Origin of the sequence: Micromonospora sp. RHAY321 (genome assembly GCF_023896955.1) — a bacterium.
Classification (GTDB): Bacteria; Actinomycetota; Actinomycetes; order Mycobacteriales; family Micromonosporaceae; genus Micromonospora.
On the sequence record NZ_JAMHIW010000005.1, the window covers coordinates 288,966 to 305,131 of the forward strand.

General features: G+C 73.5%; 15 protein-coding genes. 8 read left to right on the forward strand and 7 right to left on the reverse strand.

Annotated elements, in window-relative coordinates; translation table 11 throughout:
* Window positions 1-5: 5 nt before the first annotated feature.
* Window positions 6-557, reverse strand: a complete 552-nt coding sequence (locus M8C17_RS14865; protein WP_252417030.1) for a phosphoribosyltransferase family protein — start codon at window positions 555-557, stop codon at window positions 6-8.
* 187 nt (window positions 558-744) lie between these two features.
* On the opposite strand from M8C17_RS14865, the gene M8C17_RS14870 reads away from it, so the two are divergent.
* From M8C17_RS14870 to M8C17_RS14885, 4 genes are all read left to right on the forward strand, one after another.
* The gene (locus M8C17_RS14870; protein WP_252417031.1) at window positions 745-1,377 is read left to right on the forward strand and encodes a septal ring lytic transglycosylase RlpA family protein; all 633 of its coding nucleotides are present in this window, start codon (window positions 745-747) and stop codon (window positions 1,375-1,377) included.
* A gap of 101 nt (window positions 1,378-1,478) precedes the next feature.
* On the forward strand, window positions 1,479-2,606 hold the full coding sequence (locus M8C17_RS14875; RefSeq protein WP_252417032.1) for a PP2C family protein-serine/threonine phosphatase: 1,128 nt from the start codon (window positions 1,479-1,481) through the stop codon (window positions 2,604-2,606).
* A gap of 138 nt (window positions 2,607-2,744) precedes the next feature.
* The gene (locus M8C17_RS14880; RefSeq protein ID WP_252417156.1) at window positions 2,745-4,601 is read left to right on the forward strand and encodes an acyl-CoA dehydrogenase; all 1,857 of its coding nucleotides are present in this window, start codon (window positions 2,745-2,747) and stop codon (window positions 4,599-4,601) included.
* Window positions 4,602-4,841: 240 nt separating this feature from the next.
* A complete protein-coding gene (locus tag M8C17_RS14885; protein WP_074315731.1) occupies window positions 4,842-5,111 on the forward strand; it encodes a DUF6458 family protein in 270 nt (89 codons plus the stop codon).
* Window positions 5,112-5,153: 42 nt separating this feature from the next.
* On the opposite strand, the gene M8C17_RS14890 is transcribed toward M8C17_RS14885, so the two are convergent.
* Complete coding sequence (locus tag M8C17_RS14890) at window positions 5,154-5,693, reverse strand: histidine phosphatase family protein (protein ID WP_252417033.1); 540 nt, start codon at window positions 5,691-5,693, stop codon at window positions 5,154-5,156.
* A 112-nt stretch (window positions 5,694-5,805) separates the two neighbouring features.
* On the opposite strand from M8C17_RS14890, the gene M8C17_RS14895 reads away from it, so the two are divergent.
* Complete coding sequence (locus M8C17_RS14895) at window positions 5,806-6,093, forward strand: DUF6458 family protein (RefSeq protein WP_252417034.1); 288 nt, start codon at window positions 5,806-5,808, stop codon at window positions 6,091-6,093.
* A gap of 82 nt (window positions 6,094-6,175) precedes the next feature.
* On the opposite strand, the gene M8C17_RS14900 is transcribed toward M8C17_RS14895, so the two are convergent.
* Window positions 6,176-6,853, reverse strand: coding sequence for a hemolysin III family protein (locus M8C17_RS14900; RefSeq protein ID WP_252417035.1), 678 nt, complete (start codon window positions 6,851-6,853; stop codon window positions 6,176-6,178).
* Window positions 6,854-6,960: 107 nt separating this feature from the next.
* On the opposite strand from M8C17_RS14900, the gene M8C17_RS14905 reads away from it, so the two are divergent.
* The 3 genes from M8C17_RS14905 to M8C17_RS14915 are packed head-to-tail and all read left to right on the forward strand — an operon-like array spanning window position 6,961 to window position 9,216.
* Entirely contained in the window at window positions 6,961-7,623 is a 663-nt protein-coding gene (locus M8C17_RS14905) for an allophanate hydrolase subunit 1 (protein WP_252417036.1), read from the forward strand.
* Entirely contained in the window at window positions 7,521-8,483 is a 963-nt protein-coding gene (locus tag M8C17_RS14910) for a biotin-dependent carboxyltransferase family protein (protein ID WP_374558427.1), read from the forward strand. The genes M8C17_RS14905 and M8C17_RS14910 overlap by 103 nt, the downstream gene beginning before the upstream one ends.
* A complete protein-coding gene (locus M8C17_RS14915) occupies window positions 8,467-9,216 on the forward strand; it encodes a LamB/YcsF family protein (protein WP_252417038.1) in 750 nt (249 codons plus the stop codon). Before M8C17_RS14910 ends, M8C17_RS14915 begins: the two co-directional genes overlap by 17 nt.
* 33 nt (window positions 9,217-9,249) lie before the next feature.
* Here the strand turns inward: M8C17_RS14915 and M8C17_RS14920 are convergent, their stop codons facing one another.
* The 4 genes from M8C17_RS14920 to M8C17_RS14935 form a co-directional block, all read right to left on the reverse strand.
* On the reverse strand, window positions 9,250-11,082 hold the full coding sequence (locus M8C17_RS14920; RefSeq protein WP_252417039.1) for an NHL domain-containing thioredoxin family protein: 1,833 nt from the start codon (window positions 11,080-11,082) through the stop codon (window positions 9,250-9,252).
* A gap of 122 nt (window positions 11,083-11,204) precedes the next feature.
* Window positions 11,205-13,985, reverse strand: coding sequence for a hypothetical protein (locus M8C17_RS14925; RefSeq protein WP_252417040.1), 2,781 nt, complete (start codon window positions 13,983-13,985; stop codon window positions 11,205-11,207).
* Between the two features lie 343 nt (window positions 13,986-14,328).
* Window positions 14,329-14,466, reverse strand: coding sequence for a hypothetical protein (locus tag M8C17_RS14930; RefSeq protein WP_252417041.1), 138 nt, complete (start codon window positions 14,464-14,466; stop codon window positions 14,329-14,331).
* Between the two features lie 210 nt (window positions 14,467-14,676).
* Complete coding sequence (locus M8C17_RS14935; RefSeq protein WP_252417157.1) at window positions 14,677-16,161, reverse strand: dihydrolipoamide acetyltransferase family protein; 1,485 nt, start codon at window positions 16,159-16,161, stop codon at window positions 14,677-14,679.
* Between the last annotated feature and the right edge of the window lie 5 nt (window positions 16,162-16,166).

Consider the following 16,166-nt stretch of genomic DNA (forward strand, 5'->3'; position numbering starts at 1 on the left):
TCAGGTCAAGACGGCAGATCCGCGCCGGCGATCAGACCGGTGATCCGCAGCGCGGTCGCGACGTCGGGCGGGCAGTCGACGGCCACCACGGAGGTGCCCAGCACCTCGGAACCGCGCGCCGCGCAGATGTCGTACAGGGCGCGGATCTGTGCCCCGGTGCGCACCCAGTCGTCCACCACCAGGACGCGGTCGCCGGGGTTGAGGTGCCGGTCCCGCACGGCCAGGTCGACCCGCCGGCCCCGGTAGTCCGGCGGGCTCTGCGCCCAGGTGAGCGGCCCGGCCGGCAGCCGTCCGTCGCCGGGCTTGTGCGCGGCCACGAAGCCGACCCCGAGGGCGGTGGCGGCCAGTGGCCCGAGCAGCAGCCCGGTGACCGCGGGGGCGAGGACGACGGTGGGCCGGGCGGCCCGGTACGGCGCCACGAGGGCCGGCCCCAACTCGGCCAGCACCGCCGGGTCGCGCCACCAACCGGAGATGTCGCTGACCAGGTGGCTGGTGCCCGGCCCGGGGTCGATCCACCGGAACATGGCGGTGAGGCGTTCGGTCAGCTCGGCGGGCATCCGTCCATCCTGGGGCACGCGTGCCCGGCGTGTCGGCACCCGGGCCGGGCGGCCCATCCCGCCTCGGATGATCGGCTACACGTACCAGCGCAAATGCGGTCATACCACGATGATCACGTTGACGTCGGAAGTGCTTCTCTCGTTACGGTCCGACCCGGTTTGTTCAGTCGACGAAAGGACCGGGCCGGTGGCTGGTAGGCACTCCCGTACCCGCATGTTCTCCTCCCCGGCGGGCATTGCGGCCACCGCGGCGGTCGGCGTCGCGCTCGCCGTCGGAGGCACCGTCGGCGCCGTGCAGTTGACCTCGGGCTCCGCCCAGCCGGAGCAGGCCGCCATCGAGTTCGTGCCGACCGCCACCCCCAGCAGCCCTGCCGCGAGTTCCCCGGCGGCCTCCCCGAGTGCCAGTGCCTCCCCGAGTGCGTCGGCCAGCCCGTCCGCCAGCCGCTCGCCGCAGGCCGCCTCCCGGAACAAGGCCCGCACCGCCGCGCCGAAGCCGACCCCGACCGCGAAGAAGACCACGGCGAAGCCGAAGGTCCTGGAGAGCGGCTCGTGCGGCGCGTCCTTCTACTCCGACGGTCAGCTCACCGCCAACGGTGAGTCGTTCAACCCGAACGAGCTGACCGCGGCCCACAAGACCCTGCCGTTCGACACCCGGGTCCGGGTGACCAACCCGAGCAGCGGCAAGTCGGTCCTGGTGCGCATCAACGACCGCGGTCCGTTCATCGACGGCCGCTGCCTCGACCTCTCCCGGGCCGCGTTCGCCACCATCGCCTCGGTCGACGTGGGCGCGCTGACCGTCAGGTACGAGGTCCTCGGCTGACCGGCGTGGCCGACGCCGATCTGGTCGGACACCCGGGCCGGGTGGACAGAACATCCTCAGACGACGGGCCAGGTTCATTCACCCGTTCACGAGGATCAGGCATGCTGTCCCTCGTACCCACGCGACTCCTCCAGTCGGGCCGTAGCCCGCTGAGCCCCGGATCCCGCGCCGGCCTCGGCGCGGCCCTCGTTCTGCTCGCGATCGTCTCGGCCGTGGAGGTGGCGGACGGCCGCAGGGCGCACTACGTCGCGCTGCTGGTGGCCGCCCCGTTCCTCGCCGCCTCCCTGGCGTCCTGGTCGGTGGTGCTCGGGGTGGGCACCGCGGCGACCCTGATCGGGGCCGGCTTCGCCGTGGTCGAGCCGAAGATGTCGCTGGTCACCTCGGCCAACGTGGTCGCGGTCGCGCTCGCCACCGGGCTGGCCGTCGCGGTGGCGTCGGTGCGGCAGCGGCAGGCGGAGCAGATCGGTGAGTTGTCCAAGCTCGCCTCGGTGGCCCAGCAGGCGGTGCTGCGTCCCCTCGGCCCGCAGGTCGGCACGCTCTCGGTGGCCGGCCGCTACATCTCCTCCACCGCGACCGCCCAGATAGGCGGCGACCTGTACGAGGCGATCGACACGCCGTACGGCGTGCGCATGATCATCGGTGACGTGCGCGGCAAGGGCCTGGACGCCGTCCGGCTGGCCAGCATCGTCCTCGGTTCCTACCGGCACGTGGCCTACGAACGGGCCGACCTGCGCGCCGTCGTCGCGGACCTGGATCGCGCGGTGGCCCGCAACGTCGGCGACGAGGACTTCGTGACCGCGGCGCTGGTGGAGGAGCGTGGCGGCACGCTCACGATCGTCAACTGCGGGCATCCTCCGCCGCTGCTGCTGCGTCGGGGCGCGGTGATCCCGCTGGAGCCGCCGGCACCGGCACCCCCGCTCGGGTTCATGCCGGTGGTCCGCCCCCGGGTCGAGCGCCTGGAGCCCGGTGACCGGTTGCTGCTGTTCACCGACGGTCTCGGTGAGGCGCGGCGGGACGGCGAGTTCTTCCCCACGGCCGACCGGGCCTGGCGGCTGCTCGGCCACGGTACGGTCGCCGACGGGCTGGCCTCGCTGGAGACGGCCCTGGTCGAGTGGGTGCACGGCCGGCTCGACGACGACATCGCGCTGGTCCTGATGGAGTACGTTGGCGCCCGGACCGGGGTGGCTGCAGCCGTGCCGAGCTGGGAAGTCGGCGCCACCGAGAGCTGACCGACCGACTGGGCGGCCCGGACGGCGCGAGTGTGTAATGGCCGTCACTTACGAGATCCGCTTGTCGCTGGCTACCCGCGAGTAATACAGTCGGGGTTACTGATCGGTAACACCTGTCCGGAAGCGGGGCCAGTGAGCATGACCCACTACAAGAGCAACCTCCGGGACCTCGAGTTCAACCTTTTCGAGGTCTTCGGGGCGGACCGGGCGTTCGGCCAGGAGCCGTACTCGGATCTCGACACCGACACCGCCCGCAGCTTCCTCGCGGAGGTCGACCGCCTCGCCCGCGAGGACCTGGCCGCCAGCTACACGGACAGCGACCGCAATCCGCCGGTCTTCGACCCGGCCACGCACACCGCGCCGCTGCCGGAGTCGTTCAAGAAGTCCTACCAGGCGTTCATGGACTCCGAGTTCTGGCGCCTGGACCTGCCGCCGGAGCTGGGCGGCACCAATGCCCCGCGCGCCCTCTGGTGGGCCCTGGCCGAGCTGGTGCTCGGCTCGAACGCCCCGGTGTGGATGTACGCCTCCGGCCCGTCCTTCGCGCACGTGCTGCACGTCGAGGGCAACGAGCGGCAGCGGCAGTGGGCCAAGCTCTTCATCGACAAGCAGTGGGGCTCCACCATGGTCCTCACCGAGCCGGACGCCGGCTCGGACGTGGGCGCCGGCCGCACCCGGGCCATCCAGCAGCCGGACGGCACGTGGCACATCGAGGGCGTGAAGCGCTTCATCACCTCGGGCGAGCACGACCTGAGTGACAACATCGTGCACTACGTGCTGGCCCGCCCGGTGGGCGTGGAGGGCGTCGGCGGCCCCGGCACCAAGGGCCTGTCGCTCTTCGTGGTGCCGAAGTACCACTTCGACGAGACCACCGGCGAGCTGGGCGAGCGCAACGGCGTCTACGCCACCAACGTCGAGCACAAGATGGGCCTGAAGGTCTCGAACACCTGCGAGGTGACCTTCGGCGAGCACGGCGTACCGGCCAAGGGCTGGCTGCTGGGCGACAAGCACGACGGCATCCGCCAGATGTTCATGATCATCGAGTACGCCCGGATGATGGTCGGCACCAAGGCCATCGCGACCCTCTCCACCGGCTACCTCAACGCCCTGGAGTACGCGAAGAACCGGGTGCAGGGCGCCGATCTGATCCAGCAGGCGGACAAGACCGCGCCCCGGGTCACCATCACCCACCACCCGGACGTGCGCCGCTCGCTGCTGCTGCAGAAGTCGTACGCCGAGGGTCTGCGTGCCCTGGTCCTCTACACCGCGACCTGGCAGGACAAGGTCGCCATCGCCGAGGCGGCCGGCGACGAGAAGGCCACCAAGCTGGCCAAGCGGGTCAACGACCTGCTGCTGCCTCTGGTCAAGGGCGTCGGTTCGGAGCGGGCGTACGAGCTGCTCGGGCACGAGGCGCTGCAGACCTTCGGCGGCTCCGGCTTCCTCCAGGACTATCCCCTGGAGCAGTACGTCCGGGACGCCAAGATCGACACCCTGTACGAGGGCACCACGGCCATCCAGAGCCTGGACCTGATCTTCCGCAAGATCGTCCGGGACAACGGCAAGGCGCTGATGGCGGTCGCCGGCGAGATCCAGGAGTTCATCTCCTCCGAGGCGGGCAACGGCCAGCTCAAGGAGGAGCGGCAGGCGCTCGGCAAGGCGCTCGCCGAGATCCAGAACATCCTCGGCGTGCTGACCGGCTGGCTGGGCGAGGCGCAGGGCGGCGACACCCGCGCCCTCTACAAGGTCGGGCTGAGCAGCCGGCGTTTCCTGCTGGCCATCGGCGACCTGGTGGTCGGCTGGCTGCTGCAGAAGCAGGCCGACGTTGCGCTGAAGGCGCTGGCCGGCGAGGTCTCCGCGACCGACAAGGCGTTCTACACCGGCAAGGTGGCCGCTGCCCGGTTCTTCGCCCGTGAGGTGCTGCCGCGCATCGGCGCGGACCGGCGGATCATCGAGGGCGCCGACCTCGACATCATGGACCTCCCGGAGGAGGCCTTCTGACCGTGCCACGGCACGCCTGACGGTTCCGGGTAGCACCACCTGGCGCCGACACCGACGGCCGGCGGGGCGATCGCCCCGCCGGCCGTCGGCCTGTCCGGATCGGGTTTCCCCGCGTCGCCGGGCGGCCACCGGTCCCGCATTCGGCGAGCCCCGTCGGGTAGGCGGCCGGTGTGGCGGGTAACCGTCGCGTGTCCACGACAGAGAACGCCCAGAGCCACCGCACGGGGGAGTGCAGCGCACATGGGTGTAGGAAGCGGCATCTTTCTCATCGCGATCGGCGCCATCCTGACGTTCGCGATAAGGGCCAACGTCTGGTGGATAGACCTGCGGGCGGTCGGCTGGGTGTTCATCCTGGCCGGGCTGGCCGTACTGCTGACCACGCTCTGGTTCTGGCAGGACCGGCGTAAGCGGGCGCGGACCCTCATCGTGGAGGAGAACCGGCTGTCCCATCCGACGGCGATGATGCCGCCGCCGCCCGACCCTCCGCCGCCGACCGCGCCACCCTCCTGAGCCGCGTACGCCTGAGCCACCCGTCGACCATCGGCGGGTGGCTCAGCCGCGTGCGGTGTGCCGGTCGGTGATGGGCGCCCCGGCCCGGTCCAGTTCCGTCCAGGCGGCAGTGGCGCGGTGTACCGCCAGTTCGGTGGTCCGCAGACCCTCCCCGTCCGTCCCCTCCGGGTCCAGGAGCGCGGAGAGCAGCGAGATGCCCGGATTGTGGGCGATCAGCAGAGCTGTCCGGGCCTCCGCGTCGACGGTGCGGACCAGCGCCAACAACTCCTCCGGGTGGGCGTCGTACGCGCCGGGCTCGTAGCGCACGCTCGGGCGGGGACCGGCCGGCCCGCCCTCGGGCGGCGTACCGGTCATCCCCATCGCCACCTGGTGCCAGGTCTGTCGCGTGCGTCTGGCGGTCGAGCAGATCACCACGTCGGGCAGCAGTGCCTGACGCGCCAGCCAGGCGCCGGCGGCCGCCGCGTCGGCCTGCCCACGCGCACTGAGCGGCCGCACCGCGTCGTCCGTACCGTCGCTGCCCTGCTCGGCTTTCGCGTGCCGCAGGAGGATCAGAGTCCGTGTCTCGGCGGGGACGTCCGTCATGCCCTCAGCTTGCCCGATTGGCGATCTCCGTGCCGGGGTAAGTCGATGGATGCCGCACCCCTACCGACGGCCGCGGCGGGCCGTACGCCAGGTAAGAGCCGAGGAGCGAGACATGGGCATTGGTGGCAGCATCTTCCTGATCGCGCTGGGCGCGATCTTCGCATTCGCCGTGGAGGCCGACCTGGGCTGGCTGAACCTGGCCGTCGTCGGCTGGGTGTTGATGCTGGCCGGTGTCGCCGGTCTCCTCACCACCCTCTACTTCTGGAACAGCCGACGCCGCACGGTGGTCGCCGCGCCGGTCCGCGAGGACCGCGTCGTGGCCGATCGGGTGGTGCCGGTCCAGGACGACCAGGTCATGCGGGAGTACCGCGAGGTGCGCCGGCCGGGCCGGCCGGTCTGACCCGAGCACGCAACGACTCCGGGGTCCCGCAGCGTCGCGGGGCCCCGGCTCGCGTGTGCCAGGCCCGGCTCGCCCGGTGCGGTCAGGCGAACAGCGCGAAGTAGATCGCGATGTGGTGGCAGAGCGCGGCCAGCAGGGTGCAGGCGTGGAAGAACTCGTGGTGACCGAAGACGGTCGGCCACGGGTTGGGCCGGCGCAGCGCGTAGAAGACCGCGCCGACGCTGTAGATGGCCCCGCCGACGATCAGCAGCACGAGCGCCGCGACACCGCCGCCGTGCAGGATCTCCGGCAGCATGGCCACCGCCACCCAGCCGAGCGCCAGGTAGAGCGGCGCGGAGACCCAGCGCGGCGCGTGCGGCCAGACCACCTTGAGCGCCACGCCGGCCAGCGCACCGCCCCAGACCAGGCCCAGCATCACAGTGGCCGGTCGCGGGGCGAGCAGCATCACGCACAACGGTGTGTACGTGCCGGCGATGAACACGAAGATCATCGAGTGGTCCATCCGGCGCATGATCTGGTAGCCGCGCTCGGACCACACTCGACGGTGGTACAACGCGCTGGTGCCGAAGAGCCCGCAGACCGTCACGCTGTAGATGACGCAGCTCACCAGGGGTGCCCACCCCGGTCGGGTGGCGGCGATGGAGCAGAGCACGATGCCGCAGACCAGGGCGACGAAGAAGGCGTACGTGTGCAGCCAGCCGCGCATCCGGGGCTTGCCGATGTCGACCGGCTTCAGGCGAAGCGGGGCGGAGGTGGTCACGACATCAGGTTACGGCACCGTAGGTTACTTGCAAGTAGTCGGACCGGTGACGCCGGGCACCGTCACCGTGAACACCTCGCCGTCACCAGATCGGCGAAGATGAGCCGATGCGGATCCGATCCGTCGGGGCGCACGCCCTGCTGCTCGACTGCACCGACCCCGCCGACGTGCCCGAGGCCGCCCTGGTCGAGGCGTGGCGCGCCGAGCTGTGGCGGCGTCGCGAGCAGGGCGAACTGATCGCCACCGAGATCGTGCCGGCGGCCAGCACCGTCCTGCTCGACGGCGTACCCGACCCGGCTGCGACGGCCGACCTGCTCTCCCGCTGGGCGTCGACGGTCGCGACGGCCGCCGCCACCGAGGGCTCCACCGACCGGGAACGCGACGGCGGCGGTGCCGAGGTGGTCGTCCCGGTCGATTTCGACGGGCCGGACCTCCCGGCGGTCGCCGAGCACTGGAACGTCGACGTGCCGGCCGTCCTCCGGCGGTTGACCGGCACCCCGTTCCGGGTTGCCTTCTGCGGCTTCGCCCCCGGCTTCCCCTACCTGACCGGGCTGCCCGCCGAGCTGGCGCTGCCCCGACTGGCCACCCCCCGCCCCCGGGTACCGGCCGGCTCGGTCGCGCTGGCAGGCCCGTACGCCGGCATCTACCCGGGCGCGTCTCCGGGCGGCTGGCTGCTGGTCGGCCGGACCGACCTGGTCCTCTTCGACGTGCACGCCGACCCGCCGGCCCGCCTCAGCCCGGGAACCCCGGTCCGGATGGCGGCGACGTGACCCGGCCTCCCGAGATCGAGGTGCTCCGCGCCGGTTCGCTCACCACCGTGCAGGACCTGGGCCGGCCCGGCTGGGCACACCTGGGCGTACCCCGGGCCGGCGCCCTCGACCCGGCGGCCCTGCGGCTGGCGAACCGCCTGGTCGGCAACCCGGAGCACGCCGCCGGCCTGGAGGTCACCCTGACCGGCTGCGTGCTGCGGCTGACCCGGGCCACCACCGTGGCGGTCACCGGCGCCGAGGTGCCGGTCCGGGCCGGCGACCGGCCCGGCGACGTCGGACGCCCGCTCACCATCCCGGCCGGGACGGTGCTGCGGATCGGCCCGGCCCGCCGGGGCGTACGGAGCTGGCTGGCCGTGGCGGGTGGGATCGACGTGCCGCCGCTGCTCGGCAGCCGGGCCACCGACACCCTCTCCGGGCTCGGCCCGCCCCCGCTGCGCGACGGCGACCGGCTGCCGCTCGGCGAGCCGCAGGGTGAGCCCGCGCCGGTGGACGCGACCGTCAGCCCTCCACCACAGCCGGAGCTGCACCTGACGCTTCGCCCCGGCCCTCGAGACGACTGGTTCACCCCCACCGCGCTCGACCGGCTTCTCGGCACCGCGTACACCGTCAGCCCGGTGAGCAACCGGGTCGGCGCCCGACTCACCGGCGCACCGCTGCCCCGCGCGGTCGCCGGCGAGCTGCCCAGCGAGGGCATCGTGCTCGGCGCGGTGCAGGTGCCGGCGGACGGGCAACCCCTGATCTTCCTCGCCGACCACCCGACCACCGGCGGATACCCGGTCATCGGGGTGGTGACCGACGTGACCCCGCTCGCGCAGGCCCGGCCAGGCACTACCGTCAGATTCCATGGACCTCAACGCTGACCTGGGCGAGGGATTCGGCATCTGGCGACTCGGCGACGACGAGGCGCTGCTGCACCTCGTCACCTCCGCCAACGTCGCCTGCGGCTTCCACGGCGGCGACCCGTCCACCATGCGGCGGGTCTGCGAGAGCGCGGCGCGGCGCGGCGTCGCGGTGGGCGCGCAGGTCGGCTACCGGGACCTGGCCGGCTTCGGCCGGCGGCGCATCGCGTACGACTTCGCCGAGCTGCGCGACGAGGTGACCTACCAGCTGGGCGCGCTCGACGCGTTCTGCCGGCTGTTCGGCACCCGGGTCCGCTACCTCAAACCGCACGGAGCGCTCTACCACGTGGCCAGCACCGACGAGTCCCAGGCGGCGGCGCTGGTCGCCGCGGTCACCGGCCACGACCCCGACCTGCCCGTGCTCTGCATGGCCGGCTCGACGCTCGCCCAGCTCGCCGTCGGTGCGGGCCTGCCGGTCGTCGCCGAGGGCTTCGCCGACCGCGGCTACCTGCCCAACGGGGCGCTGGTGCCGCGCGGCACACCCGGCGCGCTGGTCACCGACCCGGACGAGATCGCCACCCGGGCGGTGCGGATGGCCACCGAACGGACCGTGGTGGCGGTGGACGGCACGGTCATCCCCTGCGCCGTGGACTCGATCTGCGTGCACGGAGACACCCCCGGCGCGGTCTCCGCCGCCGAACTGGTCCGCGCCTCGCTGATCGACGCCGGAGTCCCGCTCGCGCCGTTCGCGTAGCGGGACTCCGGCGTGCCGTACGGACGGTGCCGGTCAGGCGTCGAGGCCGCGCAACACCAGTGGAAGCCGGGCCGCCGCACCGTCGACCACCCGGACCGGGACGCCCCAGTCCTGCCGGGTCAGGTGGCACGCGGCGTGCTCGACGTCCGCGTCGCAGGTCGCCGCCTGCGCGGTCACCTGGAGCACCCCGTCGGTCACCTCGCCGTTGAGCACCAGCCGCCGGGACAGCTCGGTGCCCGTCCCGGCACCCTCCACCAGCAGCTCCGGTGGGGACGCGGAGACCACCAGCCGGGTCGACGGCCCGTACGTCTCGTCCAACTTCTGCCCCGGCGCAGGCGTGAAGACGATGTCCAGGGTGACCTCGCCCGCCGCGACGTCGGTCGGCTTCCGCTCCGTGCGGTGCCGGGGGCCGTCCACCGTGCTGGCGCCGGCCGCCGACAGCGCACCCGGCGCCAGCCGGGTCAACCGGTGCGCGGCGGACTCCACCACCAGCACCTCGCCGGCCGGGGTGAGCACCAGGTCGCTCGGCTCGGCCAGCCCGTCGGCGACCGTCGACACCTGACCCGTCTCCGGGTCGAAGCGGCGCACCGCGCCGTTGTAGGTGTCCGCGACCAGCACCGAACCGTCCGGCAACGCGCACACCCCCAGCGGATGCTGGAGCAGCGCCGACTCCGCCGGCCCGTCCACGTGCCCGAAGTCGAACAGGCCGTGCCCGACGGCGGTGCCGAGCACCCCGTTCTCGACGTACCGGACGGCGCTTGTCTCACTGTCGGCGATCCAGAGTCGGACGCCGTCGGCGGAGACGGAGAGTCCCGACGGCTGCGCCATCCACGCCTCGGCCAGTGGGCCGTCGCGCAGCGCCTCGACCGTGGTGCCGGCGTACATGCCGGCCGTCCGCTTGATCGGATCGAACCACCAGAGCTGGTGGATGCCGGCCATCGCGATGATCAGCTTGTCGTCGTACCAGGCCAGGTCCCACGGGGACGAGAGGTCCACGGCGAGCGCGTCGTGCGCGTGGTCGTCGACCGTGGCCCGCCACTGCCGGCCGCTGCCGGCCACGGTGACCACCTCACCGGACGCCAGGCGTACGCCGCGCAGCAGGTGGTTGACCGTGTCGGCGACCACCAGGTCGTAGCCGGCCACCTCGGCGACGTGCGTGGGCAGCAGGCAGAGCCCCTGCGGCTCGGAGAACGTCGCCGCACCCGCCGGCCCGTCAGCCCGGCCCCGCTCGCCCGAGCCGATCCGTCGCACCGACGACTCGCCGTCCGGGGCGACCTCGACCAGCGAGTGCCGGGCCGAGTCGGAGACCAGCAGGTTGCCGTCCGGCAGCACGACCGCCTTGCCCGGGAAACGCAGCGTGGTCTCCGGTGCCGGCGGCGGGACGTACGGGCCGTCGCCCCGGTGCAGGGTGCCCTTGGCCTCGTGGGTGGCGATCAGCTCGTCGATCAACCGGGACAGCCCTTCGGCGTGTCCCTCGCCGGCCATGGTGGCCACGACGTACCCCTCGGGGTCGATCACCGACAGGGTCGGCCAGGCCCGGGCCGCGTACTGCTGCCACATGTCCATCTCGGGATCGTCGAGCACGGGGTGGTGCACCCCGTACCGCTCCACGGCGGCGGCCAGCGCGTCGGCGTCCTTCTCGTGCTCGAACTTCGGCGAGTGGACGCCGATCACGACGAGCACATCGCCGTACTTCTCCTCCAGCGGACGCAACTCGTCGAGCACGTGCAGGCAGTTGATGCAGCAGAAGGTCCAGAAATCCGCCAGGACGATCTTGCCGCGCAGGTCGGCGAGCTTCAGATCGCGTCCACCGGTGTTCAGCCAGCCCCGACCGCGCAGTTCGGGGGCCCGTACTCGTGCGCTCATGACTCCATCGTGCCTGACCACCGGCCCGCGACCGGCCGGAGGGGGCCGAGCCGCCCGCCCGCAGCGGGGTGGGACGACGACGGCGGGGCCACGGATTCCCCGTGGCCCCGCCGTCGGTGTGTCTACTTGGTGGCCGGCTTGAGGCAGAGCACCCGGTTGGTGCCGTCGCCGGGCAGCACCACGTGCGGCTGCGTCGTATCGGTGCACTTGTCCTTCGCGTCCACCTTGGAAACGATGGTGAACGCGCCGGCCTCGCCGCAATCCGTCGCCGAGGCACCCTGACCGGACTGCTTCACACAGGTGCCGACCGCCGGGTCGAAGGCGGGCGCCTCGTCCCCGCCGCCGAACTTGCCGAGCAGCATCAGAAGGCCGAGCGGCACCGCCAGGATGAGCACCGCGGCGATCAGCACCGCGGCGAGCACACGGCCGTTGCGCACCTTCGGCACCGGCGGCTCCGCCTTCGGCTCGTCGGCGTCCGGCTTGAACGCCTCGAACCTGTTGTGGTCGGACTCGCCGGCCTGCTGACCCCAGGACGGCGCCGCCTGCTGAGGTGCTGGGGGGAACGTCGCCGTGAAGCCGGCACCCGGTGCCGGCTCCGGCGGGCCCCCGAAGCCCGGTCCACCGAAGCCCGGAGCGCCGTTTACCCCGGCGCTACCGGCCGCCGGTGACCCGGGGCCGAACCGGTCTTCCGGGCGTTCGGCGCCGGCCTGCGGCCGGACGCCGTTCACCGGCCGGTTGTTGCCGGGCGCGTCGACGAAGGAGGGCACACCGGGCGGGAACGCCGGAGGCGCGGACGCGGCCTCGAACCCGTTCGGCGCCGACGGCCGCTCCCGGTCGTCGAAGCGCGGTTCGGCCGGGGAGTCGCCACCCCAACCCGGGCCGCCCTGACGGTCCGGGCCGTTCTGCCAGTCCGGTGCGGCCTGACGCTCCGGGCCGTTCTGCCAGTCGGGTGCGGCCTGCCGGTCCGGGCCGTTCTGCCAGTCCGGCGTGCTCTGACGCTCGGGGCCGTTCTGCCAGTCCGGTGCGGCCTGGCGCGCGGCGCCGTTCTGCCAGTCGGGCGTGCCCTGACGCTCGGGGCCCGGGTCGGCCTGGAACGCCTCCGGCGCGGCCTGCTCCGGCTCGGGTTGGGCCGGACGGCCGTACACCCGGGGCTGCGGCGCGGACGTGCCGGTCGGTCGAATGGCCTGGTCGGTCGGGGGCATCACCCGGCTGGCCAGTGGCACCGAGGCGCTCGCCGAGGCCCGGCCCACCGCGCCGGCCGCCGACTCGGCCTCCTGCGCCGGTACGACCGCGCGGCCCGCTCCGGACTCCGGAGAGGTACGCGGGGCGGGCACCACGGCACCGCCTGCCGGCGACTCCTCGGCCCGACCCCAGGCGGCCGGCTCCGCCTCGTACTGCGCGGCGGCGTCCGGGGTCTCCCGCTCGGCGTACGACGGCTGCTCGGGGATCGCGGCGAACGGGGCGGGCGACGCGTAGTCGACCGGCGGAGCGGCGGCCAGGCTGGCACCCGGCACGCGCTGCTCCTGCGGGGGCAGCGGCACGGCGTTGGCCGGCGAGATGCCCGGCGCGGGCCCGGGCTGGTAGGCCGGCGGCTCGTCGCCCCGGTCGGCCTCCCAGCCACCGCGGGGCTGTGCGGAGGCCTCCGCCTCGGCGCGACCCCACACCTCGCCGGGCGCCCACGGCTGGGCATCGGGCACGCCGGAGCTGCCCTGGGCGGCATTGTCCGGGGCGGCGGCCCAGGCCGGCGACCCGTCGTTGCCCGGCACGCTGGCGCTGGCCCGCGCCGCGGTGCCGCTCTGCTCCGGGGTCCACGCCGCCGGCTCGGGCCGGTCGGTCGGCTGGTCCTGCGCCGACAGCACCCAGTCCGGCTGCTGCGGACGGCCCTCGGCGCCACCCCAGGCGGCCGGCTGCCCGGCCTCGTCCGGCTTCACGTCGGCGCCGTCGCCCCACGTACCGGGCTGCGCCTGCTGCTGTGCGGCCCAGCCGCCGGAGCGGGCCGGGTCGTCCTGGCCGGGCCAGTTCGCCGCCGGTGCGGGCACCTGGGCCGCGCCACGGGCGGCGGCCGGCTCGGCCTGCCCCCAGCCGGGGGCCGGCTGCTCGGTCGGCTCGGCGGCCTGGCCCCACGTCTGCGGGGACTGGTCGGCCGGCGTCCACACGGGCTGGTCGTCGCGCGCGGCGGCGCCGGTGGCCCAGCCGCCGGAGCCGGCCGGGTCATCCTGCTGGCCGTTGCCGGACCAGCCGGTGGCCTGCGCCGACTCGGGCTGCTGCGACTCGGCGCCACGCCAGTCACCGGCGGGCGGGTTGGACTGCGCCGCGCCGCCCCAGCCACCGGAGCGGGCTGGATCGTCCTGCGGGGAGTCGGTGTTCCAGCCGCCGGAGCGGGCCGGGTCTTCCGGTGCCGGCCAGGCGGCGGTGGCCGGCGGGACCTGCGCGGCACCCCGCGCGGCGGCCGGCTGGGCCTGCGCCCAGTCGGGCTGCTCGGGGGCACCGGCGGCCCAGGCGGGACCGCCCTGCTCGGCTGGCGTCCAGCCCTGCTGCTGCGCGCCCCACGGGGCGGCCTGAGCGTTGTCCGGTGCGCCACCGTTACCGGGCCAGGCGCCGGGCTGCTGCGGCTCGCTCGCGCCACCGCCGTTGGCCCACGCCGGCTGCGTCGGCTCGGGGGGCTGCGGCGCGGCACCGGAACCCCAGGCGGGGTTCGGCTGCTGCTCCGACTGGGTCGCCCACGCGGGTGCCGGCGGGTTCTGCCGCGCCGGCGGTGGGGGTGCCCAACCCAGGTCGGGACCGGCGGCGTTGTAGCCGTTGTCCGGCTGCGCCGGGCGGTCGCCGTACGGCGCCGGTCCGCCGGCGCCCGGTGACACCTCGTCCGGCTCCTGGCCGGGACGGTGCGGGCCCTCGGACGTCATGGGTGCGCCTCCTCCATCACATGTCGGCCGCCGGTGCCGATCGGTCTCCTCGGCATGGCTGCCGGCGTCACCGGCGTACGGCCGTGCCGGCTCCCCGCACGGTATCCGGTGGCCGCACAGCGCGTCCAAGGAGCACCGGTCGTCACTCCGCGTTGCCGGTCGGTGTCGAGCGGCTTCTATCGGATCGGCTGGTGCCGGGCCGGCGGGCGGTGACCGAAGCCCACCGTACCGGGCGCTGCGGCAGGGCGGAATCCCGGTGCCAAGAGGTGGTGAAACGCCGACGGCCCGCCCGGCGGACCGGGCGGGCCATCGATCTGGAGGAGGTGAGGAAAGTGGTGGAGCATCAGCTCATGTGACGCTGGGCGATGACGAGGAGCTCCTCGCGGACCGCCGGCGAGGTCGCGGACCGCAGCGCGTGCTCGATGGCACGGGCACGGCGGGTGGCGTCGCGGTGGTTGCGGATGCGCTCGATCATGCTCATTTGTGGTTCCCCCTGGTTGTCAGCCCCTGATGTCTCTATTCAACCGCAGAAGCCCACCAACTTCCATCGATTATTAGGTGAGCTGAGACACCTGCCTAACAATCAAAGGTGACAGGGCTCGTCAACCAGCGGTTCCGTTGCCGAACGGCCACGGCCGGTGTGCCGGGCGTTAACCCGTGGCACACCGGCCGTGGCCTGGTGTTCGGACGGTCAGGTCCAGGCGAGCAGCGCCGCCTCCGGGTCGGCGAGGAAGTCGCCGATGTCGCGCAGGAACTTCGAGCCCAGCTCACCGTCGATGATGCGGTGGTCGAAGCTCAGCCCCAGCGTGGTGACCTGACGCGGCTTGACCTTGCCCTTGTGCACCCAGGGCATCTCCCGCACCGCGCCGAAGGCCAGGATGGCCGACTCACCCGGCGGCAGGATCGGCGTGCCGGTGTCCACCCCGAACACCCCGACGTTCGTGATGGTCAGGGTGCCGCCGGACATGTCGGCCGGCGAGGTGCGGCCCGACTTCGCCGTCTGCACCAGATCGTTCAACGCGTCCGCCAGTTCGCGCAGCGAAAGCCGGCCGGCGTCCTTCACGTTCGGCACGATCAGGCCGCGCTCGGTGGCCGCCGCGATACCGAGGTTCACGTACTCCTTGACCACGATCTCGTCGCCGGCCCAGGTCGAGTTGACCATCGGGTGACGCTTCACGGCCAGCAGCACCGCCTTCGCCACCAGCAGCAGCGGCGAGACCCGGACGTCGCGCCACTCCCTCCGGCCCCGCAGCCTGTCCAGCGCCTTCATCGCCCGGGTCACGTCGACGGTCAGGAACTCCGTCACGTGCGGGGCGGTGAACGCCGAGCGGGACATGTTCTCGGCGGTGAGCTTGCGCACCCCCTTGACCGGGATGCGCTGCTCGCGGTCCGCGCCGAAGCTCGCGGCGCTCGTCGCCACCGACGTCGCCGCGACCGGCTCGGCCGCCGCCACGGACCCGTTCGCCGCCTGCTGCACGTCCTCCCGGGTGATCGAGCCCAGTGGGCCCGAGCCGGTCAGCGTGCCCAGGTCGACCCCGAGGTCCTTGGCGAGCTTGCGTACCGGCGGCTTGGCCAGCACCAGTCCGCCGCTCGTCGCGGCGCCCCGCCCGTTGGCGACCGGAGCCGGAGCCACCGGAGCCTGCGCGACCGGAGCCGGTGCGACCGGAGCCGGTGCGACCGGCGTGGTCGTCGGCGCGGCCTGCTCCGGGACGGCACCCTTGCGCGGGCGTCGCTTCGCGGCGGTGGTACGCGGGCCGTAACCGACCAGTACCGCGGTCCGCCCACCCGGGGCCGGGCCGCCGATCAGGCCGGGCTCGACCATGCCCTCAGCCGGTGCCACCTCCACGGCGGCCAGCGAGGCCGCCGACGGGGTGGGCAGGTCACCGCCGGGCGTGGACGTGGTCGACGGCGCGTCCAGCGGGCCGGCACCCGGGTCGGTGTCGATCGCGATGATCGGCGAGCCGACCTCGACCGTCGTCCCCTCCGGGTGGAAGATCCGGTGCACCTGACCGGCCCACTTCGCCGGGATCTCCACGGCCGCCTTGGCCGTCTCCACCTCGACGATCGGCTGGTTCAGCTCGATGGTGTCGCCGACCTTGACCAGCCAGGCGAGGATCTCGCCCTCGGTCAGCCCCTCGCCCAGGTCGGGCAGGTTGAACTCCTTGATCCGGGACATGTCGA

Excerpts from the sequence above, each read along its gene's own strand:
- M8C17_RS14865 (WP_252417030.1), bottom strand. The coding sequence starts at position 557 with ATGCCCGCCGAGCTGACCGAACGCCTCACCGCCATGTTCCGGTGGATC.
- M8C17_RS14875 (WP_252417032.1), top strand. The coding sequence starts at position 1,479 with ATGCTGTCCCTCGTACCCACGCGACTCCTCCAGTCGGGCCGTAGCCCG.
- M8C17_RS14880 (WP_252417156.1), top strand. The coding sequence starts at position 2,745 with ATGACCCACTACAAGAGCAACCTCCGGGACCTCGAGTTCAACCTTTTC.
- M8C17_RS14885 (WP_074315731.1), top strand. The coding sequence starts at position 4,842 with ATGGGTGTAGGAAGCGGCATCTTTCTCATCGCGATCGGCGCCATCCTG.
- M8C17_RS14890 (WP_252417033.1), bottom strand. The coding sequence starts at position 5,693 with ATGACGGACGTCCCCGCCGAGACACGGACTCTGATCCTCCTGCGGCAC.
- M8C17_RS14895 (WP_252417034.1), top strand. The coding sequence starts at position 5,806 with ATGGGCATTGGTGGCAGCATCTTCCTGATCGCGCTGGGCGCGATCTTC.
- M8C17_RS14905 (WP_252417036.1), top strand. The coding sequence starts at position 6,961 with ATGCGGATCCGATCCGTCGGGGCGCACGCCCTGCTGCTCGACTGCACC.
- M8C17_RS14915 (WP_252417038.1), top strand. The coding sequence starts at position 8,467 with ATGGACCTCAACGCTGACCTGGGCGAGGGATTCGGCATCTGGCGACTC.
- M8C17_RS14920 (WP_252417039.1), bottom strand. The coding sequence starts at position 11,082 with ATGAGCGCACGAGTACGGGCCCCCGAACTGCGCGGTCGGGGCTGGCTG.
- M8C17_RS14925 (WP_252417040.1), bottom strand. The coding sequence starts at position 13,985 with ATGACGTCCGAGGGCCCGCACCGTCCCGGCCAGGAGCCGGACGAGGTG.
- M8C17_RS14930 (WP_252417041.1), bottom strand. The coding sequence starts at position 14,466 with ATGAGCATGATCGAGCGCATCCGCAACCACCGCGACGCCACCCGCCGT.
- M8C17_RS14935 (WP_252417157.1), bottom strand. The coding sequence starts at position 16,161 with ATGTCCCGGATCAAGGAGTTCAACCTGCCCGACCTGGGCGAGGGGCTG.